The following is a 25290-nucleotide window of genomic DNA, read 5'->3' as shown; positions in this document are numbered from 1 at the left end:
GGGGCTCCTCCCGGGTGCGGGTTGTGTGTGGCTGGTCGCGCAGTTCCCCGCGCCCCTTCAGGTCTCCTGCACTACCGCCAGCAATGCGCCGACCGTCACCTGTAGGCCAGGTACTGCATGCAAAGCCGTCAGCGTCCCTGTGACCGGTGCCGCGATCTTGTGCTGCATCTTCATCGCCTCCAGCCACAGCAGGGGCTCCCCGGCCCGCACAGGCGCTCCTACGGCCAGCCCCTCAGCCACGCGTACGACCGTCCCCGGCATCGGCGCGAGCAGGGAGCCCGGTGTGTGCTGTTCCGTCGGGTCCGGGAAGCGGGGCAGGGCGGTGAGGCGGGTGGCGTTCACGTGGATCTCGTCGCCGTACCTCGCCACCTCGAAGTTCCTTCGTACGCCGTCCGCTTCGAGTACGACCAGGGCGGCATCGGCGTGGACGATCCGCACCCCGTCGGCCTCCAGGCCCGCGCGCGTGTGGCGGTAGCGGACCTCGATCTCCTCGCCGGCCATGGCGTAGCGCTTGGTCTGCGGCTGGGAGGGCACGTTGCGCCAGCCGGCGAAGCGGGAGCGGCCGTGGGCGTCGGCGAGGGCGGCGGCCAAGGGGGCGTACGGGTCGGGTGCCGGGTCGGTGAGGTCCGTGAGGTGGCGGTCGTAGAAGGCGGTGTCCATGCGGGCGGACGTGAACTCCTCGTGGCGCAGGGAGCGGACGAGGAGGTCGCGGTTGGTGAGGGGGCCATGGAGTGTCGAGCGTTCCAGGGCGCCCGCGAGCTTGCGGATGGCGCCCGCGCGCGTGGGGGCATGGGCGATGAGCTTGGCGAGCATCGGGTCGTAGTGGACGCCGATCTCGTCGCCGTCGGTGAAGCCGGTGTCCAGCCGGACGCCCTCGGGTACGGCGAAGCGGTGCAGGGTGCCGGTCTGCGGAGCCCAGTCGCGGGCCGGGTCCTCGGCGTACAGGCGGGCCTCTACGGCGTGGCCACGCGCGTGTGGCGGTTCGTCGGCGAGGGCGTGGCCTTCGGCGACGCGGAGTTGTTCCGCGACCAGGTCGATGTCGAAGACGGCCTCCGTCACGGGGTGTTCGACCTGAAGGCGGGTGTTCATCTCCAGGAAGTGCGCCTTGTCGCCGGCCACCAGGAACTCGACGGTGCCGGCGCCGACGTAGTCGACGGCGCGGGCGGCGCGTACGGCCAGCGTGTGCAGTTCGTCCGTGAGCCGCTCGGTGAGGCCGGGCGCCGGGGACTCCTCGATCACCTTCTGGTGGCGGCGCTGGAGGGAGCAGTCCCGGGTGCCGAGGGCCCAGACCGTGCCATGGGTGTCGGCGAGGATCTGCACCTCGACGTGGCGGCCGTTCTCGATGTACGGCTCGACGAACACCTCACCGTCACCGAAGGCACTGGCGGCCTCGGCGCGTGCGCCCTCCAGGGCGTCGCTCAGCTCCTCCGGGCGGCGTACGACACGCATCCCACGTCCGCCGCCGCCCGCAGCCGCCTTCACCAGGACCGGGAGGTCGGCCTCGGTGACCTCGCCCAGGGGCGCCAGCCCCATCAGCTCCTTCGCCCGCGTCTTGGACGCCATCGCCTCGATCGCCTCCGGGGGCGGGCCGATCCAGACGAGCCCGGCGTCGAGGACGGCGCGCGCGAAGTCGGCGTTCTCGGAGAGGAAGCCGTAGCCGGGGTGCACGGCGTCCGCGCCGGCGGCCACGGCCGCCTTCACGATCAGGTCGCCGTCCAGATACGTGACGGAGGGCGCCGCTCCCGGCAGCCGTACGGCAGCGTCGGCCACGCGCGTGTGGAGGGCGTTCGCGTCGGCGTCCGAGTACACGGCGACCGTCCGGATTCCCAACTCACCGCAGGTGCGGAAGATCCGGCAGGCGATCTCGCCCCGGTTGGCGACGAGGACAGAAGTGATCACTGGAAGGTCCCTCACATCCGGAAGACGCCGAAGCCGCCACGCGCGCCCTCGTAGGCAGCCGTGTGAATCGCGGACAGGCACAGGCCGAGGACGGTACGGGTGTCGCGCGGGTCGATGACGCCGTCGTCGTACAGCCGCCCGGACAGGAACATCGGCAGCGACTCCGACTCGATCTGCTGCTCCACCATGGCGCGCAGCGCGGCGTCCGCCTCCTCGTCGTACGGCTGCCCCTTCGCCGCCGCCGACTGCCGGGCGACGATCGAGAGCACTCCGGCGAGCTGCTGCGGGCCCATGACGGCCGACTTGGCGCTGGGCCAGGCGAAGAGGAAGCGGGGGTCGTAGGCCCGCCCGCACATGCCGTAGTGCCCGGCCCCGTACGAAGCGCCCATGAGCACGGACAGGTGCGGGACCCTGCTGTTGCTCACGGCGTTGATCATCATCGCGCCGTGCTTGATGATGCCGCCCTGCTCGTACTCCTTGCCGACCATGTAGCCGGTGGTGTTGTGGAGGAAGAGGAGGGGGATGTCCCGCTGGTTGGCCAACTGGATGAACTGGGCCGCCTTCTGCGACTCCTCGCTGAACAAGACGCCCTGGGCGTTGGCCAGGATGCCCACGGGATAGCCGTGCAGCGCCGCCCAGCCGGTGGTCAGGCTCGTCCCGTACATCGGCTTGAACTCGTCGAAGTCGGAGGCGTCGACGATCCGGGCGATGACCTCGCGCGGGTCGAAGGGGGTGCGCAGATCGCCCGGCACGATCCCGAGCAGTTCCTCCGCGTCGTACTTGGGCGGTTCGGCCGGGCCCGGATCGCCGTACGCCTTGCGGTGGTTGAGGCGGGCGATGACCCGCCGTGCCTGCCGCAGCGCGTCCGGCTCGTCGACGGCGAAGTAGTCCGCGAGACCCGACACGCGCGCGTGCATCTCCGCGCCGCCCAGCGACTCGTCGTCGCTCTCCTCACCGGTCGCCATCTTCACCAGGGGCGGACCGCCGAGGAACACCTTGGCGCGCTCCTTGACCATGATCACGTGGTCGGACATGCCGGGGACGTACGCGCCGCCGGCCGTCGAGTTGCCGAAGACGACCGCCACGGTCGGGATCCCGGCCGCCGACAACCGTGTCAGATCCCGGAAGATGGCGCCTCCGGGGATGAAGATCTCCTTCTGGGACGGCAGGTCGGCCCCGCCCGACTCGACGAGGTTGATGCAGGGCAGCCGGTTGGCGAGCGCGATGTCGTTCGCGCGCAGGGCCTTCTTCAGCGACCAGGGATTGCTCGCTCCCCCGCGCACGGTCGGGTCGTTGGCGGTGATCAGACACTCCACGCCCTCGACCACCCCGATACCGGTCACGAGGGAAGCGCCGACCGTGTAGTCGCTGCCCCAGGCGGCCAGCGGGGACAGCTCCAGGAAGGGCGTGTCGGGGTCGAGGAGCAGCTCGATGCGCTCGCGGGCGAGCAGCTTGCCGCGCTTTCGGTGCCGCTGGACGTACTTCTCCCCGCCGCCCGCGAGGGCCTTGGCGTGCTCGGTGTCCAGTTCGGCGAGCTTGGCCAGCATGGCCTCGCGGTTGGCCGCATGTTCGGGGCTCTTCGGGTCCAGGGCTGAGGCGAGGACGGTCACAGGAGAGTCTCCGGGATGTCGAGGTGGCGGCTGCGCAGCCATTCGCCGAGGGCCTTGGCCTGCGGGTCGAAGCGGTGCTGGGCGGCGACTCCCTCGCCGAGGATGCCTTCGACGACGAAGTTGAGGGCGCGGAGGTTGGGGAGCGGGTGCCGGGTGACCTTCAGCCGGCTGCTTTCGGGGATCAGCTGCCGGAATCGGTCGACCGTGAGCTCGTGCGCCAGCCAGCGCCAGGCCTCGTCCGTCCGCACCCAGACACCGACGTTGGCGTTGCCTCCCTTGTCCCCGCTGCGGGCGCCCGCGATGCGGCCGAGGGGGGCGCGCTGGGTGGGGCCGGACGGCAGCGGCTGCGGCAGGGGCTGCGGCAGGGGCGGCTCGGGGACTTCGTCGAGTACGGCGATGCCGTGGGCCGGCGGCACAGGGACCCGGCGTCCGTCATGGAGGACGGCCACATGGTCGACGGCACCATGGGGGACATACACATCCTCGAAGACCCCATAGGGCGAGCCCTTCCCAGGTGGCGCCAGCACATGGAAGCCGGGGTAACTGGCGAGTGCCAGCTCCACTGCGGCCCCGCTCAGGGCCCGCCCGACGGTCTCCTGGTCCCGGTCGCGCACGACGAGCCGAAGCAGCGCGCTCGCCGTCTCCTCGGTCGGGGCGTCGGGCCGGTCGGTGCGGACCAGGTCCCACCGCACGTCAGCAGGCGGTGACTTGGCGAGCGCGTCCGTCATCTGCTCGCGCACCAGGGCGGCCTTGGCCTCGATGTCGAGGCCGGTGAGCACGAAGGCGACCTCGCCCCGGAAGCCACCGAGGCGGTTGACGCCGACCTTGAGGGTCGGGGGCGGCGCCTCTCCGCGTACGCCCTCGATGCGGACGCGATCGGGGCCGTCCTGAGTGAGCCGTACGGTGTCCAGGCGAGCGGTGACGTCCGGTCCCGCGTACCGGGCGCCCGCCGTCTCGTACAGCAGCTGGGCCGTGACCGTGCCGACGTCGACGAAGCCGCCGGTGCCGGGGTGCTTGGTGATGACGCAGGTGCCGTCCTCGTGGAGCTCGGCGAGCGGGAAGCCGGGGCGGCGGAGGTCGCCGCCGCCCCGCGCGCCCGCCCCGCTCCTCCGGAACTCATGGAAGAAGGCGTAGTTGCCGCCGGTCGCCTGTGCCCCGCACTCCAGCACATGTCCGGCGACGACGGCGCCCGCGAGCCGGTCGTGGTCGCCGGGCCCCCAGCCGAAGTGGGCGGCGGCGGGCCCGGTGACCAGGGCCGCGTCCGTCACCCGCCCGGTGACCACGATGTCGGCGCCCTCGTGCAGACAGGCCGCGATACCGAAGCCGCCGAGGTAGGCGTGGGCGGCGAGGCTGCCGGGGTGGGCGGCGGTGAGGTCGTCGCCCTCGACGTGGGCGACGCGGACGGGGACACCGAGGCGGTCGGCCAACTGCCGTACGGCGTCCGCCAGCCCGGCCGGGTTGAGGCCGCCCGCGTTGGCGACGATCCGGACGCCGCGTTCGTGCGCGAGCCCGAGGCACTCCTCCAGCTGGCGCAGGAAGGTGCGGGCGTATCCGGCGCCGGGGTCCTTCAGCCGGTCGCGGCCGAGGATCAGCATGGTCAGCTCGGCGAGGTAGTCGCCGGTGAGGACGTCCAGTTCGCCGCCGGTGAGCATCTCGCGCATGGCGTCGAAGCGGTCGCCGTAGAAGCCGGAGGCGTTGCCGATCCGCAGCGGGCGGGAAGCCTGCGTGGGCGTCACAGCGAGGCTCCCTTCGGTGCGCGGCCCTCGCCGGGCGGGCCGGCGAAGACCTGGGCGAGGTCGAACCAGCGGTCGGCGTCGGGGCCCTCGGCGCGCAGGGCGAGGTCGGAGCGGTGGGCGCGCTGGGTGACGAGCTTGCAGAAGTCGAGCGCCGGGCCGGTCACACGCTGTGCGGCGTCTTCGGGGCCGTAGGTCCACAACGCGCCGGACGGCGCGACGAGTTCGATGCGGAAGTCGTCGAGAGGTGCGGGGAGTCCGTGGACGCCGAAGGCGAAGTCCCGGGTGCGTACCCCGATCCACACCACATGCTTCAGCCGGTCGCTGGGTGTGCGCACCACACCCAGCGCGTCGGCGATGTCCAGACCGTGGGCCCAGGTCTCCATGAGTCGGGCCGTGGCCATGGAGGCGGCGGACATGGGTGGGCCGTACCAGGGGAACCGGACGCCATGGTCCGCCTCGCGCAGCGCCGTGTCGAGGGCGGCCCGTCCTTCCCGCCACCGCGCCAGCAGCCCGGCGGGCGGCAGCCCGGCCCCCTCCTCCGCTCCCTCGTCGACGAACGACCCGGGCGACACCAGCGCCTTCTCCACCAGCGTGTGGAACGCGTCCACGTCGGTCACCGCCAGCAGCGCCGAGTGGTCCGTCCAGGCGAGGTGGGCGATCTGGTGGGCGACGCTCCAGCCGGGGGCGGGCGTGGGCAGCGCCCACCGCTCGGGGCTCAACTCGGCGACGAGCAGATCGAGTTCGTCGCTTTCGGCACGCAGGTCGTCGAACACGGGCGTCGGGTCGGCCATGGGGGGAGCATGGCAGCGAGGCCAGAAACAAGCAAGCATGCTTGCATTAATTCAGCTGCACCCACTCCCAGCCGCATCCACTACCAAAGGTCAGTCGGAGCGGTCGGCACGACCCTTGCGCCCCACCTGCGTCCGCACCGCCCCCATGCTCGCCGCGATGACCAGGGCGATGGCGACGGCCTGGGCGGCGGACAGGGCCTGGTCGAGGATGAGGAACCCGGCGGCCCCGGCGACGGCCGGCTCCAGGCTCATCAGGATCGCGAAGGTCGGCGCGGGCATGCGCCGCAGGGCGAGGAGTTCGAGGGTGTAGGGGAGGACCGAGGAGAGGATCGCCACGGCGGCGCCGAGCCCGAGGGTCACCGGGTCGAGGAGCTTCGCGCCCGATTCGACGATCCCCAGCGGCAGGAACAGGACGGCGCCCACGGCCATCGCGAGCGCCAGCCCGTCGGCCTGCGGGAAGCGTCGGCCGGTGCGCGCGCTGAAGACTATGTAGGCCGCCCACATGGCGCCGGCCGCCAGGGCAAATGCGACACCTATGGGGTCGAGGCTCTCGAAGCCTCCGCCGCCGAGAAGGAAGACACCGGCGAGGGCGAGCCCGGCCCAGACGACGTTGACCAGGCGGCGCGAGGTCAGGACGGAGAGCGCGAGCGGGCCGAGCACTTCCAGGGTGACCGCGGGGCCCAGCGGGATACGGGCGACCGACTGGTAGAAGAGGCCGTTCATCGCGGCCATCGTGATACCGAAGACGATCACCGTGCCCCAGTCGGTACGGGAGTGACCGCGCAGCCGGGGCCGGCAGATCAGCAGCAGGACGACCGCCGCCACCAGCAGCCGCAGCGCCACCACGCCGAGCGCGCCGGCCCGCGGCATCAGGCTCACCGCCAGGGCGCCGCCGAACTGCACCGAGACCCCGCCGGCGAGCACCAGGCCCACCGGGCCGAGCGAGCCCCACCGGCGCGGGGCGCCGGCCGTCGGCTCGGGCATGACCGTACGGGTGCGGGTCGGTGCGGGCGTGGCGGCGGCATCGGGGGTACTCACGGGCGTTCCAGGGGCTTGGCTCGGCGGGTGTGCATCGTGCTGTACTGCCGAGTCCAGGGTAGTGGACTACGTCAGGTGTGTGAACCCGTTATGCCACTGTCCCGGAATGTGGACGGGGAGGGCCCGCCAAGACCCGGACCGTCCCCCTGCGGCCCGCTACCGACGCGCCATGTACAGATCCAGCGCCTTGTGCAGCAGCCGGTTGAGCGGGAAGTCCCACTCCCCCAGGTACTCGACGGCCTCGCCGCCGGCACCCACCTTGAACCGCAGCAGGCCCAGCAGGTGGTTGGAGTCCTCCAGGGTGTCGGTGATGCCTCGGAAGTCGTAGACGGAGGCGCCGAGTTCGTGGGCGTCGGTCATCATGCGCCACTGCATGGCGTTGTTGGGCTGGACCTCGCGCTTGCGGCTGGTGGAGGCGCCGTAGGAGTACCAGACATGGCCACCGACGGTGATCATGGTGGCGGCGGCGAGGGTGTCGCCGTCGTGCCGGGCGAGGTAGAGCCGCATACGGTCGGGGTGCTCGGCGGTGAGCGCGGTCCACATGCGCTGGAAGTAGGGCAGGGGGCGCGGGATGAAGCGGTCGCGCTCGGCGGTCTCGGCGTAGAGGTCGTAGAAGGCGGGCAGGTCCTCGTGGCCGCCCCGCACGACCTGCACGCCCGCCTTCTCGGCCTTCTTGATGTTGCGCCGCCACTGCTGGTTGAGACCGCGCTGGATGTCGTCCAACGACCGTCCGGCGAACGGCACCTGGAAGACGTAGCGCGGCTGCCCCGCGGCGAAGCCCTCCTCGCCCCCCGGCTCGGTCTGCCGCCAACCGCTTCGCCGCAGCCGCTCGGCGATGTCCGAGGCGCCCGGTTCGCACGACGTCGGCTCCGCGTCCCGCAGCCGCCGGGCGGCCGGGTCGGCGATGGCCGCCTTCACCGCCTCGGCGCTCCAGCGGCGTACGACGACGGGCGGGCCCATCTTGACCGAGAAGGCGCCCTGCCGTTTGAGGTGGGCGAGCATCGGTTCGAGCCAGCGTTCGCCGAGGTCGGGGGCGTACCAGTCGACGAGCGGGCCCTCGGGAAGGTAGGCGAGGTACTTCTTCACCTTCGGAAGCGGCCGGTACAGCACCAGCCCGGCGCCCACCAGCCGCCCCGCCTCGTCGGACCACCCGAGACTCTCCGCCCGCCAGTCGGGCTTCACCTCACCCCAGGAGGGCACCTGCATATGGCTGGCGGCGGGGCGGGACGCGACGAAGGCGAGGTGCTCGTCGCGGGTGATGGGCTGGACGCGGAGGGGCATGCGGGGCTCCTGACGGTCGGTGGCCGCGGTGATCTTCGAGCCTATGCACGACCCCCGACCGCCTCACGGTTCCCCGGCCCACTCGCGCACGATCGGCCCACAACCGCCGCTCACGCGTCCGCCTCGGGCAACCGCTCCGCCAGCACCTCCGCGAGATGCCGCCCGCGCACCCCCGCCAACTGCTCCAACTGCGTACGGCAGGAAAACCCGTCCGCCAACACCAGGGCGCCCTTCCTCTCCCCGGCCTCCCCCTCCGCGCCCGTCCCCTCCACAGCCGTCGCCTCCCGCACCGTCGGCAGCAACTGCTCCTCCGCGCACGCCGCCGACACCTCGAAGTGCCCCTTCTCGAAGCCGAAGTTGCCCGCCAGGCCGCAGCAGCCGCCGCTGAGTTCCCCGGTGAGCCCCGCGGCCTCGCGCAGCCGGCGGTCGGCCGCGTCCCCCAGTACCGCGTGCTGGTGGCAGTGGGTCTGCCCGACCGCCGCCCGGTCCACGCGGGGCGGCGTCCAGTCGGGGGCGAGCCGCTCCAGGGCCTCGGCGAAGGTGAGGACGCGGTCGGCCAGGCGCCTGGCCCGCGGATCGTCGTGCAGCAGTTCCGGCAGGTCCGAGCGGAGGGCCGCCGCACAGCTCGGCTCCAGAACGACGACCGGGGCGGCCGTCTCCAGCACCGGCTCCATCAGGTCGAGTGTGCGCCGCAGCACCGCGCGGGCCTGGTCGAGCTGCCCGGTCGAGACGTACGTCAACCCGCAGCAGACGCGGCTGCGGCCCCGCAGGAGGGACACCGGGTCCATGGCGACCGACGTACGGCCGCCCAGCCGCTCACCGCCGCCCACAGGCTCACCGCCGCCCACGGGCTCACCGTCGCCCGCCGACGCCGTCCTCAGCCGCACCGTGGGCGGCAGCGCCACCCGCAGCCCCGCCGCCTCCAGCACACGTACGGCCGCCTGTCCCACGGACGGCGAGAGGTGCTCGGTGAAGGTGTCCGGCCACAGGATCACCCGCTCACCGCCCCCGGCGACGCCCTCCGTCTCCCGCCGCCGCTCCCACCACCGGCTGAACGTCCGCGTCGCCAGCCGCGGAATCTCCCGCTCCGGCGCGATGCCGCCCACCCGTTTCGCGGCCCACGCCAACGGCCGTACGGCGGCCAGGGCGTTGACCATCGACGCGGTACGCGTGCGTGCCACCACGTGCAGCCACTGCGGCAGCCTGCCCATGCTGTAATGCGCGGCGGGGCGGCGACGGCCCTCGTAGTGGTGGTGCAGGAACTCCGCCTTGTACGTGGCCATGTCGACCTCGACCGGGCAGTCGGACCGGCAGCCCTTGCAGGACAGGCACAGGTCCAGCGCGTCCCGCACCTCGGTCGAGCGCCACCCGTCGGTCACCAGTTCCCCGGCGAGCATCTCGTGCAACAGCCGGGCACGCCCGCGCGTGGAGTGCTCCTCCTCGCCGGTGGCCCGGAAGGACGGGCACATGACGGACGAGCCCGACACGGATGTCGTACGGCACTTCGCGACCCCGACGCATCGCCGTACGGCTGCCGAGAAGTCCCCGCCGTCGGCCGGGTATCCGAAGGCCACGTCGACCGGCTCGCGGGGCAGGACGGAGAAGCGGAGGTTGGAGTCGAGGGGTGCGGGGCGCACCAGCATCCCCGGGTTCAGCAAGTCGCCGGGGTCCCAGACACCCTTCGCCCGCTCGAAGAGACGGACCATCTCCGCCCCGTACATCTTCGGCAGCAGTTCGGCCCGCGCCTGCCCGTCCCCGTGCTCCCCGGACAGCGAGCCCCCGTGCGCCACGACGACCTCGGCGAGCTCCTCCGAGAAGCGCCGGAAGCGGCCGATGCCCGCCTCCGTCAGCAGGTCGAAGTCGATACGGACGTGGATGCAGCCGTCCCCGAAGTGCCCGTACGGCGTCCCGCGCAGCCCGTGCGCGGTCAGCAGCGCGCGGAAGTCCCGCAGATACGCGCCGAGGCGCTCGGGCGGTACCGCGCAGTCCTCCCAGCCGGGCCACGCCTCGCTGCCGTCCGGCATCCGGGTCGCCGTACCGCTGGCGTCCTCCCGGATCCGCCACAGGGCCCGCTGCCCGGCCGCGTCCGTCACGACGAGCGCGTCGACGACATCGGCGGCCCGCACGATCGCCTCCGCACGCGCGCGTGCCTCCCCCTCCGACTCCCCGCCCGTCTCGACGAACAGCCAGGCCCCGCCCCGGGGAAGCGCGGCGGTCGAGCGCACGAGGTCGGCCGCCATGCCCTCCACGGTCAGCGGCCCGTACGGCAGCAGCCCGGCCGCCGCCTCCGCGGCCGCGCCCTCGTCGGTGTACGCCAGCACGGCGAGCGCACGCACGCGTGGCGCCTCCACGAGGCGTACGACCGCCTCGGTGAGGATCCCCAAGGTGCCCTCGCTCCCGCAGAAGGAGCGGGCGACGTCGGCGCCCTTCTCGGGCAGCAGGGCGTCGAGCGCGTATCCGGAGATACGGCGGGGCAGTTCGGGAAAGCCGGTTCGGAGGCGAGTCAGCTCCCCTTCCGCCAAGTCCCGCAGCCCTCGCGGCGCCCCGGCCCACCCCTGTCCGAGCCGCAGCCGCTCCCCGCGCGCGGTGATCACGTCCAGCTCCCGCACACTGTCCGCGGTCGTCCCCCACGCCACCGAGTGCGAGCCGCACGAGTTGTTGCCGATCATCCCGCCGAGGGTGCAGCGGCTGTGGGTGGAGGGGTCAGGGCCGAAGCGGAGCCCGTGCGGGGCGGCGGCCTCCTGGAGGCGGTCGAGGACGAGGCCGGGTTGGACCACGGCGGTGCGGGTCTCCGGGTCGAGGGACACGATCCGGTTCATGTGACGGGTGAAGTCCAGCACGATGCCGGTGCCGGTGGCCTGCCCTGCGATGGAGGTACCTCCGCCGCGAGCCACGACCGGCACCATGTGGTCCCGACACACGTCGAGTACGGCGGCGACGTCGTCGGCGTCATGTGGTGCGACCACACCCAGGGGGACGCGTCGGTAGTTGGACGCGTCCATGGTGGTGAGCGCCCGAGAGGTGACATCGAACCCGACCTCGCCCCGGACGACCCTGCGCAGCTCCGCCTCAAGTTCCGACATGCGTCCACTCAATCAGCCCGTCCGGCGTTTGAGGACAAGGCCCCTTCAGAGCCGAAGCGGGGGTCTGGGGCGGCAGCCCCCAGGTCACGGCCACGACAACGCCGTCTCACCCGACGGACCACGTTTCACCGAGGTTTCCCAAAACAGCTACGCTCCCCCCGTGGCTGAGATCCAGATTCCCGCTGACATCAAGCCCGCCGACGGACGATTCGGCGCGGGCCCCTCCAAGGTGCGGACGGAAGCGCTGGACGCGCTGGCCGCCACCGGAACCTCCCTGCTCGGTACCTCCCACCGCCAGGCCCCGGTCAAGAACCTGGTCGGCCAGGTGCGCGAGGGCATCAGCGAGCTGTTCCAGCTCCCCGACGGCTACGAGGTCGTCCTCGGCAACGGCGGCTCGACGGCGTTCTGGGACATCGCGACGCACGGCCTCATCGAGAACAAGTCGCAGCACCTCACGTTCGGCGAGTTCAGCTCCAAGTTCGCGAAGGCCGCCAAGCTGGCCCCGTGGCTCGCCGAGCCGGACGTCATCTCCACCGACCCGGGCACGCACCCGGAGCCGGTCGCCGAGGCGGGCGTGGACGTCTACGCCTTCACCCACAACGAGACCTCGACCGGTGTCGCCATGCCGATCAAGCGCGTGGCCGGTGCCGACGAGGGCGCGCTGGTCCTGGTCGACGCCACCTCGGGCGCCGGCGGCCTCCCGGTGGACGTGTCCGAGACGGACGTCTACTACTTCGCCCCGCAGAAGTCCTTCGCCTCCGACGGCGGCCTGTGGATCGGCGTCTTCTCCCCGGCCGCGATCGAGCGCGCCGAGCGCGTCCACGCGTCCGGCCGCCACATCCCGGAGTTCTTCTCGCTGCCCACGGCGATCGACAACTCCCGCAAGAACCAGACGTACAACACCCCGGCCCTCTCCACCCTCTTCCTGCTCAACCAGCAGCTGGAGTGGATCAACGGCCAGGGCGGCCTGGACTGGGCAGTCCGCCGCACGGCCACCTCCGCCCGCACCCTGTACGGCTGGGCCGAGGACATCAAGTACGCCAACCCGTTCGTCACCGACCCGGCCAAGCGCTCGGCGGTCATCGGCACGATCGACTTCACGGACGAGGTCGACGCCGCCGCCGTCGCCAAGGTCCTGCGCGCCAACGGCATCGTCGACACCGAGCCCTACCGCAAGCTCGGCCGCAACCAGCTCCGTGTCGCGATGTTCCCGGCGATCGACCCGGCGGACGTCGAGGCGCTGACGAAGTGCATCGACTATGTGATCGAGAAGCTGTAGCCGCTTCTGCCACGACACACGAAGGGCGCCCGGCGGACCACCGCGGGGCGCCCTTCGCGCATCCGTACGTCCTAGTCCTCGGCGAACAACTCCTCGGCGTCCGCCACATTCAGGGAGCGATCGAGCCAGGCCCTCAGCACGTCGAGGTCGGTGCAGGCGGTGACCCGCTCCCGGACGGAGTCGGAGACCTCGATGCCCCGCACGCCGAGAATGTGCAGGATGTCCTCGGCTTTGCCCTCGACTTGGCCCTTGGCGCGGCCTTCGGGCCACGACTCTTCGACGATCGTGTTGCTGCCGGGAAAGTTCGGCGTGTAAGTGGCCATCAGATGCCTGCAATAGTCACGGCCCGGCCCCTCGCCCAGCCCGATCTCGACGATTTCCGCCCAGTCCACCCGGTCCACGTCTTCGCCCTCGTCAGTCTCGGCATTGCCCATGGACTCCTTGGCTTTGTCTGCCATCCCTGACGCCAGCGCGTCCAGCGACAGAACATAATCGCGCGAGTACGTCACGTGCAGATTTTCGAGATGGGCTCAGCCATACGCGTGAACATGCCGCAGGCCTATGCCAGTTGAGCAAGCTCGCCGAGCAACCCGAAGGCGAGGGCGTCGACCGGGCGAAGGGCGGTCGGGGTCTCCTCGCTGAACGTGTTCACCATCATCACCACCGCCGTGCCACTCTCCCGGCTGAACGCGGCGCAGGTACTGAAGCCGCCGGTGCCGCCGTTGTGCCAGGTCATGGTGCGGCCGCCGACGAGCGGGCTGAGGTGCCAGGCGAGCCCGAGGCGTAGGTTCCGGTCCGCCGTGAACCGGGGTCGCTGGGTGAGTTCGATCGCGTCCCGCAACGGTGAGCGGTCGGGGCGGAGTTGGGAGCGCAGGAAGCGCACCATGTCGTCAGCGGTGCTGTACATCGACGTGCCGGCCGCGCTGAGGGTGTGGTCACGCCAGTCGGGGACGGGCTCTCCACCGAGGTGCCCGACGGCCTTACGGGACGCCATGTCCGGCCGCAGGGTCGTCGTCGTGTCGACCATGCCTAGCGGCGCCGCCACTTGGCGGCGCACCATCGAGTCGACGTCACCGAAGGCCAGCGCCTGGCCGAGCAGACCGAACCCCAGGTTCGAGTACGCGCTGACCTTGCCCGGCTCGGTACTCAGCCGCGTGTCTCGCAGCCCGACGGCCAGGTCGTCCAGCGTGTAGTGCGCGTACGGGTTGTACGGATCCGCTCCGGCGAGCAGGTTCGGCGGCAGGGAGGGCAGACCGGAGGTGTGGGTCGCCAGGTCGGCCAGGGTGATCCGCCGAGGCCCCTTGCGCGGGATGTGGAACCGGGCGGGCAGCACGAGCGGCGCGTTCAGGCGAGTCGCCCCCGCGCCCACGGCTCGTGCGAGTGCCGTGGCGGTGAGCGTCTTGGTGATGGAGCCGAGCTGGAACACCGTCCTGCCGTCCGGCGCCGGCCCACCCACGGCCGCACCCTGCACCCATGTACGCCGACCGTGGACAACCCCGCAGACCACACTCGGACTGCCGGCGGCCAACGCCCGGTCCAGGTACCGCCTCACCAGCGCGGATATTCCGTCGGCCGCGGCGACGGCGCTACCGGGCAGCAGCGACGCGCCCGCCGTCATCGCCCCCGTCGTAGCCACGGCAAGAAACTTCCTTCGTTCCATGGGTTACTCCCCCGTCAATCGGTCTGCGGTCGACACCGCTACGGACGGCCGGTCGAACCATCCGCGACGAGGCACGAGATTACGTTATTACGTAATCTCAGAGCAACAAGTTGATGATGAGGACGGCAAAGGGCGCCCGCACGAACGTCACCGGGCGCCCCCATACGGCCGCTCCTCTAGATGGCCGTACAACTCACACTCGGCACACCCCCACCCCCAGGCGCACCCCCGAACCCGAAACTCGCCGACCCGCCGACCGCAACCACCCCGTTGTGCCCGGCGCTGGACGCGGTCACCGTCCCCCCGTCCTGGGTGTACGACGCGTTCCACATGGACGTCACCTGCTGGGGCCCGCCCCAAGTCCAGATCACTTTCCAGGAGTTGATCGGCGTCGCCCCGGTGTTGGTCACCTTCACCTCGGCGTTGAAGCCCCCGCCCCAGTCGCTACTGACGGTGTAGGCGGCACTGCACGCGGCCGTGCCCCCGCCGGGGTCGGGATCACCCCCGCCCCCACTGCCACCTCCCGGAAATCCGGGCGCCTTGATGCTCGCCAGATACCCGTCCTTCACGGTGTCCACGGTCGACCAGTCGTCCTTCAGGATGCCGCCCGTGTCACCGGAGTTGGGGTTCCAGGACCAGAACGTCCAGTGGAAGGAGTCCGCGCCGTACGTCGACGTCGACCGCAGGTACGTCGCCAGCGCGGCCAGCCACTTCTGGTCGACCGTCGACTGGAGTGTCGTACCGAACTCGCCGAGCCAGACGGGAGCGATGTTCTGCTTGAAGATGTAGCCCCAGTACTTGTCCCACACGCCCGGCAGGTTGTCCGGGAAGGACGGGTCGCTGAACCAGGGCTGCTGGGCCACGCTCGTCGCGTAGTCGTGGGCCGAGTACACGAGCCGGTTCGGGACGTCGAGTTGGACCGGGTACTGCGCGACGCCCATGAGGTTGCCGCCCCACCAGCCGTTGACGCCGTTGTACGACTGGACGCCCTCGACCATGATCAGCAGGTCGGGGTTGACGGACAGGACGGCGTTCCCGGCGCGTTGCGCGGCGAGCCGCCAGTCGCGCGTCGTGTCGCCGCAGCCCCAGCAGGCGGGGTCGTGCGGCTCGTTGTGCAGGTCGATGCCGATGACCGTGCTGTCGCCCCGGTAACGCTGCGCCAGTGCTTTGAGGTTGGCGATCCACGTCGACTCGGGGACCGCCGAGGTGTACCAGAGCGCCGACTGGCCGCCGGCGTCCGGGCGGTGCCGGTCGAGGACGATCTTGAGGCCGGCCCGACCGGCGTACGCCACGATCTTGTCCATGACCTGCAAGGACGTCAGCCCTTGCAGATCGGCGTTCTTGCCGTCCGCGAAGGTGATGCTGTCCGGCATGGTGCCGGTCTTGAGGATGTCGTCGCTGAAGGGCAGGCGGAGGGTGTTGTAGCCCAGCGACCTCATCTGGTCGAGCATGCTCTTGTAGTCGCGGGCCCACAGGCCGTGGACGACGTGGTTGCCGGTCTCGAAGCCGAACCAGTTGATCCCGGCGATCCGGACCGGCTGTCCGGCCGCGTCCAGGATCTGCCGGCCGCTGGTGTGCCAGTAGCCGGCACCGGCCTCGGCCGCCGACACCTCGGCTGCCTGAGCCGACCCCGCCGCCCCGGCCGGCTGCGCACCGACCCCGGCCAGCGGTAACAGGAGCGCGGCGGCCACCGCACACAGCGCTCTGCGCAAGCTGCGGAACATGTCCCTTGTTCCTCTCGGGAGGCGCGGCCCCGGAATCGATGGGAGCGCTCCCATGCACCGCGCACCTCCTAGGAAACTGACGCACCATGAGCACGTCAAGGAGGTGCGCGGCATTCAAGGCCCTCGGCTACCGGCTCAGCTTCTGGAAACGGCGCACCGCGAGCGGCAGGAAGATCGCGGTCAGGATCACCGGCCACACCCCCGCCATCAGCAGCGCGTGCTGCTCGACCCAGGAGTCCCCGCCCCCGACCGGCGTACCGAACAGCTCACGGCTGGCCGCGGCGGTGGAGGAGATCGGGTTCCAGGCCGCCACCCAGCCCAGCCAGTCCGGCATCAGCTGCGGCGCGACGAAGATGCTGGAGATCATCGTGAGCGGGAAGGCGACGGCGAACAGGCCGCCCGCGGCCTCCGGGTTGGGCACGAGCAGGCCCAGCCACACCCCGATCCAGATCAGCGCGAACCGCAGCCACAGCAGCAGCCCGAAGGCGCCGAGGAAGCCGAACCCGCCGTCCGGGCGCCAGCCCATCGCGAAGGCGGTGAGCATCATGATCGCCAACTCGGCGCAGGCGGCGAGCAGATCGGTGATCCCGCGCCCGGCGACCACCGCGGACGAGGCCATCGGCATGGAGCGGAAACGGTCGATGACACCCTTCGTCGAGTCGTAGACGACGAGCGTCGCGGTGTTGATGAAGCCGAACGCCATGGTCATCACGAACATGCCCGGCATCAGGAAGTCCTTGTAGTCCCCGCCGCCGGGGACCTTCATGGCGCTGCCGAAGACATAGCCGTAGAGGAGGACGGAGAGGATCGGGAAGCCCAACTGCCAGGCGATGTTGACCGGTTGGCGCTGATAGTGGGTGAGGCCGCGGCGGACGATGTTCCAGACGTCGGCGAGCGCCCAGTACGCGCGCCCGCGGGTGCCGGGTGTGCTCAGGTCGACGGCGCTCATACGGCGGCCTCCTTCTCGGTCTTGTCGGCCACGGTCCTGTCGGGCGCGGCCTTCCCGGCCTCGGTCTTCCCGGCCTCGCCCTTGTCGGCCTCGGTCTTCTCCGCGTCGGTCCTCTCGGCGCGGTGTCCGGTCAGGCGCAGGAAGACGTCGTCGAGGCTCGGCCTGCGCAGCCCGATGTCCTCGACCGGTACGCCCTCGTCCTGGAGCGTGCGCGCGACCTCCGTCAGCGCGGAGACCCGGTCGACCACGGGCGCGTGCACCCTCAACTCGCCCTCCTCCGCCTCGGGTTCACCGTCCGAGACGCGGGCCACGACCTTCACCACGCGCGGGATGTCGGACCGCTCGGCGACGACGACCTCGATCCGGTCGCCGCCGACGAGGTTCTTCAGCCCGTCCGGGGTGTCGTCGGCGATGCCCCGCCCCTGGTCGATGACGGTGATGTGCGAGGCGAGCTTGTCGGCCTCCTCCAGGTACTGGGTCGTCAGCAGCACGGTCGTCCCGCCGGCCACCAACGCCCGTACCGACTCCCAGACTTCGCCCCGGCTGCGGGGGTCGAGCCCGGTCGTCGGCTCGTCGAGGAAGAGGACGGCCGGGGCGAGGATCATCGACGCGGCGAGGTCGAGGCGGCGCCGCATGCCGCCGCTGTACTTGCCGACGCCCTTGTCGGCGGCGTCGGTCAGGTCGAACTGCTCCAGCAGCTCGGCGGCCCGCAGCTTGGCCCGCTTTCCGCCCAGGTGGAAGAGCCGGCCGAACATCTCCAGGTTCTGCCGGCCGGTGAGCACCTCGTCCACCGCCGCGTACTGCCCGGTGAGGCCGATGCGCGCACGGACCTCGCGCGGCTGCCGGGCCACGTCGAGACCGGCCACGGTCGCCCGGCCGCCGTCCAGCCTGATCAGCGTGGACAGGATGCGTACGGCGGTGGTCTTGCCGGCGCCGTTCGGCCCGAGCAGACCGTGCACCGTCCCCTCACGGACGGCCAGGTCGAAGCCGTCGAGGGCGTGCTTCTCGCCGTAGCGCTTCTCCAGGCCCTCCGCCTGTACCGCGTATCCGTCGCCCATGGGTCCAGGTCCCCCTTCTCGGTAATCGAGTCTGTAATTGAGTACACCGTACCCGATTGCGCGTACACCGTACCCAGTTTTTCGCGCAGGACCTAGACTCGGCCCCATGACGAGCGGCAAGGGCGGCACGGGCGGTACAGAGACCAGCGGAAGCGGCGACATCGTCCGCACCCTGGAGTTGCTGTGGGAGACAGGCCGACGGCCGAGCCGCGGACCCAAGCCGGCCCTCACCCTGGACCAGATCGTGGAAGCGGCCGTCCGGGTCGCGGACACCGAGGGCCTGGAGTCGGTGTCCATGCGCCGGGTCGCCGCCGAGCTGGGCACCGGCACGATGTCGCTGTACCGCTACGTCCCCGGCAAGGCCGAGCTGCTCGACCTGATGCTGGACCGCGTCCAGCGGCCCTCCGAGAACCCCGCCGACCTCGGCGACGGCACCTGGCGCGCGGCACTGGAGGCCCTGGGCCGCGCGACCCTCGACCTCTACCGCCGCCACCCCTGGCTGCTCCAGGTCAACCAGTCCCGCCCGATCCTCGGCCCGAGCGCCCTGGACGGCATGGAGAAGGTGCTCGCACGCATCAAGCCGATGGGCCTGTCCGACCCCGAGCTGGTCTCGGCGATCATCATGATCGACGGATACGTCGTCGGGGCCGCGCGCACCCAGCTGTACGCGCAGGAGGCGGAGCGCCGGACCGGCCTGACGGACACGGAGTTCTGGCAGGCCCAGACCCCGATGCTGGAGAAGGTCCTGGCGTCCGGCCGCTACCCCCTCATGGCCTCCCTCGACGAGAACACCTGGGGCACCGACTTCGACCACTTCGAGTTCGGGCTGCAGCGGATCCTGGACGGGCTGGAGGTGTTCGTCGCGGGGCGGGCGGAGGAGCGGCGGGAGGGGCAGGCGGAGGGGTCTCCGTCACCTACGGAGCGGCAATAGCCCCCGCTCTGGCGCACCAGCCCCCTGCCCCCACCGCCGACGCGGCAGCCACCCACCGCCGACGCAGCAACCACTCACCGCCGGCGGAACAGCCTCCGCACCCCGAAGAGCAGCACACACGCGACGGCCACCGCGACGGCGCCGACCTTGATGTCCCCGCTCGACCCGCCGTTGCCGTCGCCGTCGCCTCCGGAGGCCGAACTACCGCTTCCGGACGAGGAGTCGGAGGACCCGGCGTCCTCGGGCGGGTCCTGCGCGACGACAGCGCTGCCCGCCCCCTCACTGCCGAGCATGAGCTTGGAGCCGTCGGGCGAATAGCTGACGGACTCCCCCTGCCCGAGGGGCACGCTGATGCGCTCCAGCCGCTTGAGCTTGCCGCCGTTCCAGTCGTAGGCGATGCCGCCGAAGTAGCCGCGTACGGCGAGGGTCCGGCCGTCCGGGGAGAAGGTGGCGTCGGTGGCCCACAGGTCGACCGGGGTGATGGGCTTGAAGACGTTCGTGCCGGAGGCGGAGAGCTTGGCCGGTGACTCGTAGAGGTGTCCGCCGTCCTCCTGCTTGTCGATGATGTAGACGCGCCCGGTCTTGGGGTGCACGACGAGCGACTCGGCGTCGCGGGGCCCGTCGGAGTACTTCACCACGTACTGCGTGGCCCGGATCGACTGGTCCTTGAGCGTCTTCGGTTCCGGCAGCCGGTAGACCCACACATAGGGCCACTCCACACCGTCGTTGTCGCCGATGTCGCCGACGTAGATCTCGTTCCCCGGCCCCATGGCGATCGCCTCCACGTCGCGCGGGGTGCCGATGCCGGTCATGGTGATCGTCGCGACGGTCTCGCCGGTGCTGCTGTCGACGGCGTAGAGGTAGGCGCCCTCGTCCTGGTCGTTGTGCGTCCAGTAGATGCCCGGGTGCTGACGGGAGGCGGCGAGGCCGCTGGACTCCGTGATGCGGGGGTCCTTGATCGTGAAGTCCTCGTTCCCGTCGGCGGCGGAGGCGGGTACGGCGGTGAACGCCCCCACAAGAAGGACCCCGGCAAGAGACGCGAGCAATCGGCGCATGGCCCCAAGCCTGCCATCCCGGCCGGGTTCACGGGGCCGGGCCGACCTCAGTAGGATCTACGACGACATCGCGTGTCGGTCACCGGTCGGGTGAGGCATGGAGGTGTCGGGAGATGCCCTCGGAGGCATTCCTTGTCAGTCGAGTTGAACCACACGATCATCCATGCCCGGGACAACCGGGAGTCCGCGGAGTTCTTCACGGACCTGCTGGGCCTTGAGATCACCGCGGAGTGGGGCCCCTTCATCGCAGTCGCCCTGAGCAACGGCGTCACGCTGGACTTCGCCACGATCCCCGCGGACAAGATCGCGCTCCAGCACTACGCCTTCCTGATCTCCGAGGAGGAGTTCGACGCGGCGTACGCGAAGATCAAGCAGCGCGATATCGAGCACTACGCCGATCCGCAGCAGCAACACCCCGGCACGATCAACCACAACGACGGGGGCCGCGGGGTGTACTTCATGGACCCGGCGGGCCACGCCATGGAACTCATCACCGTGCCGTACGGCGGCTGGACCTCGTAACACCAGGCGCAGGCGGCGTGTCAGGCTTCACACGCCGCCTGCGCCTACCGACAGGTAACGATCGTCCATCATGAGCGGATGCTCAGGTTCATGCCCGTCGGCGACTCCATGACCATCGGCAGCGCCGGCGAACACACGTGGCGCTACCGCATGTGGCAGCACCTGCGTGAGACGTACAGCGGTCCCTTCGCGCTCGTCGGCCCGCGCGAGACCCTGTACGACAAGGCGCTGGACGCACCGACGTCGTACGAGTACGCCGACCCCGACCCGGCCTTCCCGCGCGCCCACCTCGCCGGCTGGGGCGAGGGCTGGCTGCACATGGCACCGCTGATCGGTGACGCGGTGCGGTCGTGCCGGGCGAACGTGCTGCTGGTGTCGCTGGGCCTGATCGACCTGGGGTTCTATACGAACGCGGAGCAGACGGCGGAGAACGCGCGGGCGTTCGTGGCCGAGGCGCGGGCGGCGAACCCGAAGGTACGGATGGTCGTCCTGCCGGTGACCCCGAACGTGCGCGCCGAGTCGGACCCGCCCTTCGCCGCCGAGGTCACCCGCTTCAACGAGTTGCTGGCCAAGACGGTGGCCGACCTGGACGAGCCGCGCTCGCCTTTGCTGCTGGCCTCCCCTCCGCCGTCGTACGACATCCATCTCGACACGTACGACGGGACGCACCCGAACGCGAGCGGGGAGCACAAGATCGCGGGGGCGTTCGCGGCGGCGATGTACCAGGCGTGGGATTTGGGCGAGCCCTACGGCGCCTGACTGTTGATCGCCTGACTCTCGATGACCTGACTCTCGATGACCTGACTCTCGATGGCCTGAATGAGCTGATCGGCACAGGGGCGGACGCGCGGGAGCAGGTCGTCGCCCCAGTGCTCGTCCCGCTCGCCGAGGTAGAGGGCGCGGGCGTGCGCGAGGACGGGGCGGTGCTCGGCGGGGAGCCGGGCGAGGGCCCAGTCGGCGGCGGCGTCCTTGGAGCGGATGGCGCCGGTTTCGAGGGTGGTCCAGATCCGGGCGAGGGTGAGCAGGACGTTACGGGTGTCGGAGTCCAGCTCGGCGAGGAGCTCGGGTACGCCGGTGACGATCGCACGTCTGAGGTCCGCGGGTGGCACGGGGTCGAGGAGTTCTGCGGGTGGGGGGCCGTAGAGCGGGGCGTTCGCGAGCAGCACCATCGTGAGGAGCGGGGCGAGGTCGGGGCTGGGTTCCGGGGCGGGGGTGACGCCGCGCCCGTAGTCGGCGCGCAGCCATTCGCCGTAGAGGAAGTCGCAGGTGGGCGGGTAGCGCCAGGGGCGTACGTCGTCCTGCACGACGACGATGAGCTCGACGGGGCGGGAGGCTCCGCCGGACACCTTCATCAACTCCTGCACCAGTGCGTGCCGTTGGGCACGGGTGGTGGGCTCGCGTACGACGACCAGGACGTCGATGTCGCTGTGGGGGCGCAGGCCGCCGAGGGTGGCGGAGCCGTGGAGGTAGATGCCGAGGACGGTGTCGGGGAGGGTGCGGTGGAGGAGAGGGAGGAGGGGGTCGGTGCTGGGGTCTGGCATGTGCCTCCGCCTTCGTGTCCTGGTCAGGGTGCGGCACCAAGCTCAAGCCGCGCAGAGGAGCAGCTTCCTGGGAGCGGGTCCGACGCAGTCCCCGGTCCACGAGTGTCCTCATGGCGTCCCGGCCCGCTCCGGAGTGCGGCGTGTGCCACGGTGCCGCATTCTGGTTCGGGATTCGTGACGGACACACCCGTGCGCCGAAGGAGGAGTCGTGACCGTGCTGACCCGGATTCCTCTGGAGGGCGGGGGCTCTGTCCTGGTCGAGGCACCGGCCGGGGTGGAGGGGCCGGTGAAGGCAGGGCGGCTGGGGGACTTCGTCCGGGACGTGCCGGCGACCCTCCAGGATGCTCTGGAGCCGATCACGCAGGCGGCACAGGCGGCCCTCGAACAACTGCGGAAGGTTCGGCCCGACGCGGTCACGGTCGAGTTCGGCGTGGACCTCTCCGTGGCGGCCGGCGCGGTGATCACCAAGGGGATGGCCGGTTGTCATCTGCAGGTGACGGTGTCGTGGGAGGCCGACGGTGGCTAGCGCCGCGCAGTGGGCGGACGGCGGCATGCCGTCGGACCTGCCCATGGCGGTGGCACAGCTCCTCGGGCCCGACGGGAGGGCGGCGGGAGCCGGTTTCCTGGTGGCCGAGGACCTCCTGGTCACCTGTGCGCACGTGATCCGGGCGGCCGAGGCCGGGCCCCGGGACCGAGTACTGCTGACCTTCCCCCGAGTGGCGGGTGCCGACCGGCTGGAGGGGCACGTCGAGGAGTGGCGGGTGCCCGAGGAAGAGGATGTCGCCTTCGTCCGGCTACCCGAAGCCCCGCCCGGTACCTGGGTGTTGCCGCTGGGGTCCGCCGAGGGGTGCGGGGGCCACAAGGTCCGGTCGTTCGGCTTTCCGGCCCAGGCGCCGCAGGGCGGACACTTGGGCGTCGGAAAGGTGGCCGATCTGCTGCCGGCCTCGCCGGACAGGGGCGCGCTTCTTCAGCTGACCGAGGCCAACGACCTCACCACCGGGTTCAGCGGTGGTCCGGTGCTGGATGAGACGACCGGCCTGGTCATCGGGATGCTCACCGAGATCACGGCACCCGACGTGTTCCAACGGGGGCAGGGCATCGCGTACGTCACGCCCACGCAGGTCCTGCGGGAGATCATGCCCGACCTGGCCGAGCAGGAGGTGTGCCCGTACCGGGGGCTGGAGCCGTTCGCCGTGGAACACGCGCGCTGGTTCAAGGGGCGGGGCGAGGCGATACGGCAGGTCCTGGCGAACCTGGCCGGACAGCGCCCGCTGGCCCTGCTGCTCGGCCCGTCCGGGTCGGGCAAGTCGTCCCTGATCCAGGCGGGGGTGCTGCCGGCCTTGGCGGAGGGGGAACTGCTGGGCAGTGACCGCTGGCTGCCGTTGCTGGCACGGCCCCGCCAGGACCTGCTGACGGAGATCGAGCGAGCCGGGCTGCCCGGGGCACGCCACGACGGGCTCACGGCGGCGGTCAACCGCAGGCTGGCGAGCGAGCCCGACTCCCCTCGTGTGCTGCTGGTCATCGATCAGTTCGAGGAGCTGCTGGTCCAGGGCACTGACGGACGGCTGCAGGAATTTCTCGCCGTCATCGAGGACATCACCACGGTCGCCGATGCCTGCACCAAGCTCAGCGTGATTCTCGTCATGCGAGACGACTTCTACCCCCAACTGGCCGCAAGCGCCCCGAAGTTACTGGAAGCCGCGACGCCCGGTCTGCTCAATGTGCCCGGCGCGCTGGGCCGGCAGGACCTGCACGACATCATCGTCCTGCCCGCCCGTGACGTGCGGCTCGGCTTCCAGCAAGGGCTGCCCGAGCAGATCATCAGCGACGTCCTGGAGACCACCCCCGACGAGGCGATGACCCGCCAGGCTCCCGTCACCGTGCTGCCGCTGCTTGAGATGACCCTCAAGCAGCTGTGGCGGCAGCGGAAGGACGGCTACTTCACCCACGAGGCGTACAGACGCATCGGAGCGGTCAGCGGGAGCCTGACCACGTGGTGCGACAGCGCGCTGGAGGAGCTGTCGCCCGATCAGCGGCGTATCGCAAGGAGTGTCCTCACCTCACTGGTGCGCCCCGCGGACCCGAACCGCCGTGTCCCGCCCGTCCGCGCACAGGTGCCCCTCGACGAACTGCGCGACCTGGCGGCCGGCCCCGACAGCGCGCCCGATGGCGACGTGGACGCCGTCATCGCCACTCTGGCCCGCCATCGCATCATCACCACGCAGACTCTCCGCGACCCACATCGCCACCCGGATGCCCCGCGTGAGCCGGTCGCGGAACTGATCCATGACGCGCTCATCCGCGACTGGGGCACGCTGCGCGAGTGGGTGCGCCAGGATCACCGGTTCCACGAGTGGCTCGATCGGGCGCGTGAACGGCAGCTGCGCTGGGCCGAGAAGCGGGATCCGGGGGACCTGCTCGCGGGTTCGGCCCTCGCGGAGGGCATCGATCAGTCACGGCGTCATGGTCTGCCGGACGACATCGCGGCCTTCCTCGCCGCGAGCCGACAGCGCCAGGAGGTGATCGCCCAGCGGCGCAGACGTGTGATCACCTATCTGGCCACGTTGCTGGTGATCGCGCTGCTTGCCGGCGCGGGGGCGTTCTGGCAGTGGCGGGCCGCTGTCGCCGAACGGGCGGCGGCCCTTTCCCGCCAGCTCGCCACCGAGTCCGGCACGCTCATCGACGTAAACCCCGAACTCTCCTCGCTATTGGCCGTCCAGGCATACCGCACCAGCCACACGCCCGAGGCCCTCGCGAGCCTGCGCACCGCCGCGTACCTCCCCCTGGGCCGGCGTCTGCTCGGGCATACCGATGCTGTGAGCTCGGTGGCGTTCAGCCCCGACAGCCACACCCTCGCCACCGGCAGTTCCGACGGCACCGTGCGCGTGTGGGATATCGACACCGGCAAGACCCGCACCAGGCTCACCGGTCTCTCCGGCGAGGTGAACTCGGTGGCGTTCAGCCGTGACGGCGGCACCATCGCCACCGGGAGTTCCTACAGCGCGTGGCTGTGGGATGCCGTCACCGGCAAACCGCGCACCCCCCTGACCGGGCACACCAACACGGTGCATGCCGTCGCGTTCAGTCCGGACGGCCACACCGTCGCCACCGCCGGCGCGGACGGCACCGCGCG

20 protein-coding genes are annotated in these 25290 nt (G+C 71.1%); 6 read left to right on the top strand and 14 right to left on the bottom strand.

Annotated features, from left to right (window positions below):
- Positions 1–57: 57 nt before the first annotated feature.
- The 7 genes from BLU79_RS05690 to BLU79_RS05660 form a co-directional block, all read right to left on the bottom strand.
- On the bottom strand, positions 58–1899 hold the full coding sequence (locus BLU79_RS05690; protein ID WP_093904489.1) for an acetyl/propionyl/methylcrotonyl-CoA carboxylase subunit alpha: 1842 nt from the start codon (positions 1897–1899) through the stop codon (positions 58–60).
- Positions 1900–1910: 11 nt separating this feature from the next.
- Positions 1911–3509, bottom strand: a complete 1599-nt coding sequence (locus tag BLU79_RS05685) for an acyl-CoA carboxylase subunit beta (RefSeq protein ID WP_093904488.1) — start codon at positions 3507–3509, stop codon at positions 1911–1913.
- Positions 3506–5245, bottom strand: coding sequence for an acyclic terpene utilization AtuA family protein (locus BLU79_RS05680; RefSeq protein ID WP_093904487.1), 1740 nt, complete (start codon positions 5243–5245; stop codon positions 3506–3508). Before BLU79_RS05680 ends, BLU79_RS05685 begins: the two co-directional genes overlap by 4 nt.
- Positions 5242–6036 carry a TIGR03084 family metal-binding protein gene (locus BLU79_RS05675; protein WP_093904486.1) on the bottom strand — a complete coding sequence of 265 codons (795 nt, stop codon included), beginning with the start codon at positions 6034–6036 and terminating at the stop codon, positions 5242–5244. Before BLU79_RS05675 ends, BLU79_RS05680 begins: the two co-directional genes overlap by 4 nt.
- Positions 6037–6126: 90 nt before the next feature.
- Complete coding sequence (locus BLU79_RS05670) at positions 6127–7074, bottom strand: EamA family transporter (protein ID WP_371131813.1); 948 nt, start codon at positions 7072–7074, stop codon at positions 6127–6129.
- 156 nt (positions 7075–7230) lie between these two features.
- Positions 7231–8355, bottom strand: a complete 1125-nt coding sequence (locus tag BLU79_RS05665; protein ID WP_093904485.1) for a lipid II:glycine glycyltransferase FemX — start codon at positions 8353–8355, stop codon at positions 7231–7233.
- Between the two features lie 110 nt (positions 8356–8465).
- Entirely contained in the window at positions 8466–11438 is a 2973-nt protein-coding gene (locus BLU79_RS05660) for an FAD-binding and (Fe-S)-binding domain-containing protein (RefSeq protein ID WP_093904484.1), read from the bottom strand.
- A gap of 160 nt (positions 11439–11598) precedes the next feature.
- On the opposite strand from BLU79_RS05660, the gene serC reads away from it, so the two are divergent.
- Positions 11599–12717 carry a phosphoserine transaminase gene (serC, locus tag BLU79_RS05655; RefSeq protein WP_093904483.1) on the top strand — a complete coding sequence of 373 codons (1119 nt, stop codon included), beginning with the start codon at positions 11599–11601 and terminating at the stop codon, positions 12715–12717.
- Positions 12718–12788: 71 nt separating this feature from the next.
- On the opposite strand, the gene BLU79_RS48845 is transcribed toward serC, so the two are convergent.
- The 5 genes from BLU79_RS48845 to BLU79_RS05630 form a co-directional block, all read right to left on the bottom strand.
- Entirely contained in the window at positions 12789–13226 is a 438-nt protein-coding gene (locus BLU79_RS48845; RefSeq protein WP_256333166.1) for a hypothetical protein, read from the bottom strand.
- 50 nt (positions 13227–13276) lie between these two features.
- Complete coding sequence (locus BLU79_RS05645; RefSeq protein WP_256333165.1) at positions 13277–14353, bottom strand: serine hydrolase domain-containing protein; 1077 nt, start codon at positions 14351–14353, stop codon at positions 13277–13279.
- Between the two features lie 200 nt (positions 14354–14553).
- Positions 14554–16101 carry a cellulase family glycosylhydrolase gene (locus tag BLU79_RS05640; RefSeq protein ID WP_093904481.1) on the bottom strand — a complete coding sequence of 516 codons (1548 nt, stop codon included), beginning with the start codon at positions 16099–16101 and terminating at the stop codon, positions 14554–14556.
- A gap of 127 nt (positions 16102–16228) precedes the next feature.
- The gene (locus BLU79_RS05635) at positions 16229–17050 is read right to left on the bottom strand and encodes an ABC transporter permease (protein ID WP_093904480.1); all 822 of its coding nucleotides are present in this window, start codon (positions 17048–17050) and stop codon (positions 16229–16231) included.
- Entirely contained in the window at positions 17047–18108 is a 1062-nt protein-coding gene (locus BLU79_RS05630; protein WP_256333164.1) for an ATP-binding cassette domain-containing protein, read from the bottom strand. The genes BLU79_RS05635 and BLU79_RS05630 overlap by 4 nt, the downstream gene beginning before the upstream one ends.
- A 106-nt stretch (positions 18109–18214) precedes the next feature.
- Between BLU79_RS05630 and BLU79_RS05625 the strand changes: the two genes are divergently transcribed.
- Positions 18215–19039: a TetR/AcrR family transcriptional regulator gene (locus tag BLU79_RS05625; protein ID WP_093904479.1), complete on the top strand. Its 825-nt coding sequence runs from the start codon at positions 18215–18217 to the stop codon at positions 19037–19039.
- A gap of 74 nt (positions 19040–19113) precedes the next feature.
- Here BLU79_RS05625 and BLU79_RS05620 read toward each other — a convergent pair whose 3' ends face one another.
- The gene (locus BLU79_RS05620; RefSeq protein ID WP_093904478.1) at positions 19114–20094 is read right to left on the bottom strand and encodes a TolB-like translocation protein; all 981 of its coding nucleotides are present in this window, start codon (positions 20092–20094) and stop codon (positions 19114–19116) included.
- Positions 20095–20226: 132 nt separating this feature from the next.
- Here BLU79_RS05620 and BLU79_RS05615 point away from each other — a divergent pair, with 132 nt between their 5' ends.
- Both BLU79_RS05615 and BLU79_RS05610 read left to right on the top strand, forming a co-directional pair.
- Positions 20227–20616 carry a VOC family protein gene (locus BLU79_RS05615; RefSeq protein WP_093904477.1) on the top strand — a complete coding sequence of 130 codons (390 nt, stop codon included), beginning with the start codon at positions 20227–20229 and terminating at the stop codon, positions 20614–20616.
- Positions 20617–20694: 78 nt separating this feature from the next.
- Positions 20695–21375 (top strand): SGNH/GDSL hydrolase family protein, encoded by a 681-nt coding sequence (locus tag BLU79_RS05610; protein ID WP_093904476.1) that lies wholly within the window; start codon positions 20695–20697, stop codon positions 21373–21375.
- Here BLU79_RS05610 and BLU79_RS05605 read toward each other — a convergent pair.
- Positions 21363–22157: an aminoglycoside adenylyltransferase family protein gene (locus BLU79_RS05605; RefSeq protein ID WP_093904475.1), complete on the bottom strand. Its 795-nt coding sequence runs from the start codon at positions 22155–22157 to the stop codon at positions 21363–21365. The two genes, BLU79_RS05610 and BLU79_RS05605, sit on opposite strands and share 13 nt — an antisense overlap.
- Before the next feature lie 208 nt (positions 22158–22365).
- Here BLU79_RS05605 and BLU79_RS05600 point away from each other — a divergent pair, with 208 nt between their 5' ends.
- Both BLU79_RS05600 and BLU79_RS48840 read left to right on the top strand, forming a co-directional pair.
- Positions 22366–22683 (top strand): CU044_2847 family protein, encoded by a 318-nt coding sequence (locus BLU79_RS05600; RefSeq protein WP_093904474.1) that lies wholly within the window; start codon positions 22366–22368, stop codon positions 22681–22683.
- A partial coding sequence (locus tag BLU79_RS48840) for an nSTAND1 domain-containing NTPase (RefSeq protein WP_256333194.1) occupies positions 22676–25290 on the top strand: 2615 nt, incomplete at its 3' end. The genes BLU79_RS05600 and BLU79_RS48840, both read left to right, overlap by 8 nt.

The organism is Streptomyces sp. cf386, assembly GCF_900103585.1.
Taxonomy (GTDB): Bacteria; Actinomycetota; Actinomycetes; order Streptomycetales; family Streptomycetaceae; genus Streptomyces.
Note: the sequence above shows the minus strand (reverse complement) of the source record. Positions and strands in the feature narration are given on the sequence as shown.